The sequence below is a fragment of the Bradyrhizobium sp. UFLA05-108 genome (assembly GCF_059803455.1).
Genome location: NZ_JBANAZ010000274.1, coordinates 1 through 538 on the forward strand (window position 1 = coordinate 1; position 538 = coordinate 538).

The following is a 538-nucleotide window of genomic DNA, read 5'->3' on the forward strand; positions in this document are numbered from 1 at the left end:
TCAATCAGGGGCGTAGCCTACCGCTCAAGCGCACGCCGCTGCGGGTGGCTTATCACACGCCTTGCCCTATGGAGAAGATGGGCTGGACCGCCTACACCCTGGAGCTGCTGCGGCAGATACCGGGGCTGGAGCTGGTGGTGCTGGATTCGCAGTGCTGCGGCATCGCCGGCACCTACGGGTTCAAATCGGAGAACTATGCCACTTCGCAAGGTATCGGCGCGCCGCTGTTCCGGCAGATCGAAGAGAGCGGGGTGGATCTGGTGGTGACCGACTGCGAGACCTGCAAATGGCAGATAGAAATGTCCACCAGCAAGCGCTGTGAACATCCGATCACCCTGCTGGCGCAGGCACTGGCGTAAAAACGAAAGGGCCGGCAAGCCGGCCCCTGTGGGATTACTGCTTCAGCTTCAGGGTGGAGATGATGCCTTCGGCTTCGGTCTGCGCCTGCTGCTGATTGTCCGCCGGCAGCGTCACCTGAATGGTCAGCATGTTGTTGTTCAGCGAGCCGATCAGAACGGAGGAATAGGCTTTTTCGCCG

At 60.8% G+C, this 538-nt stretch carries 1 protein-coding gene; it reads left to right on the forward strand.

The window, feature by feature from the left end:
• On the forward strand, positions 1-359 hold a 359-nt coding region (locus tag SO140_RS46450), incomplete at its 5' end, for a heterodisulfide reductase-related iron-sulfur binding cluster (RefSeq protein WP_498544274.1).
• Positions 360-538: the final 179 nt, after the last annotated feature.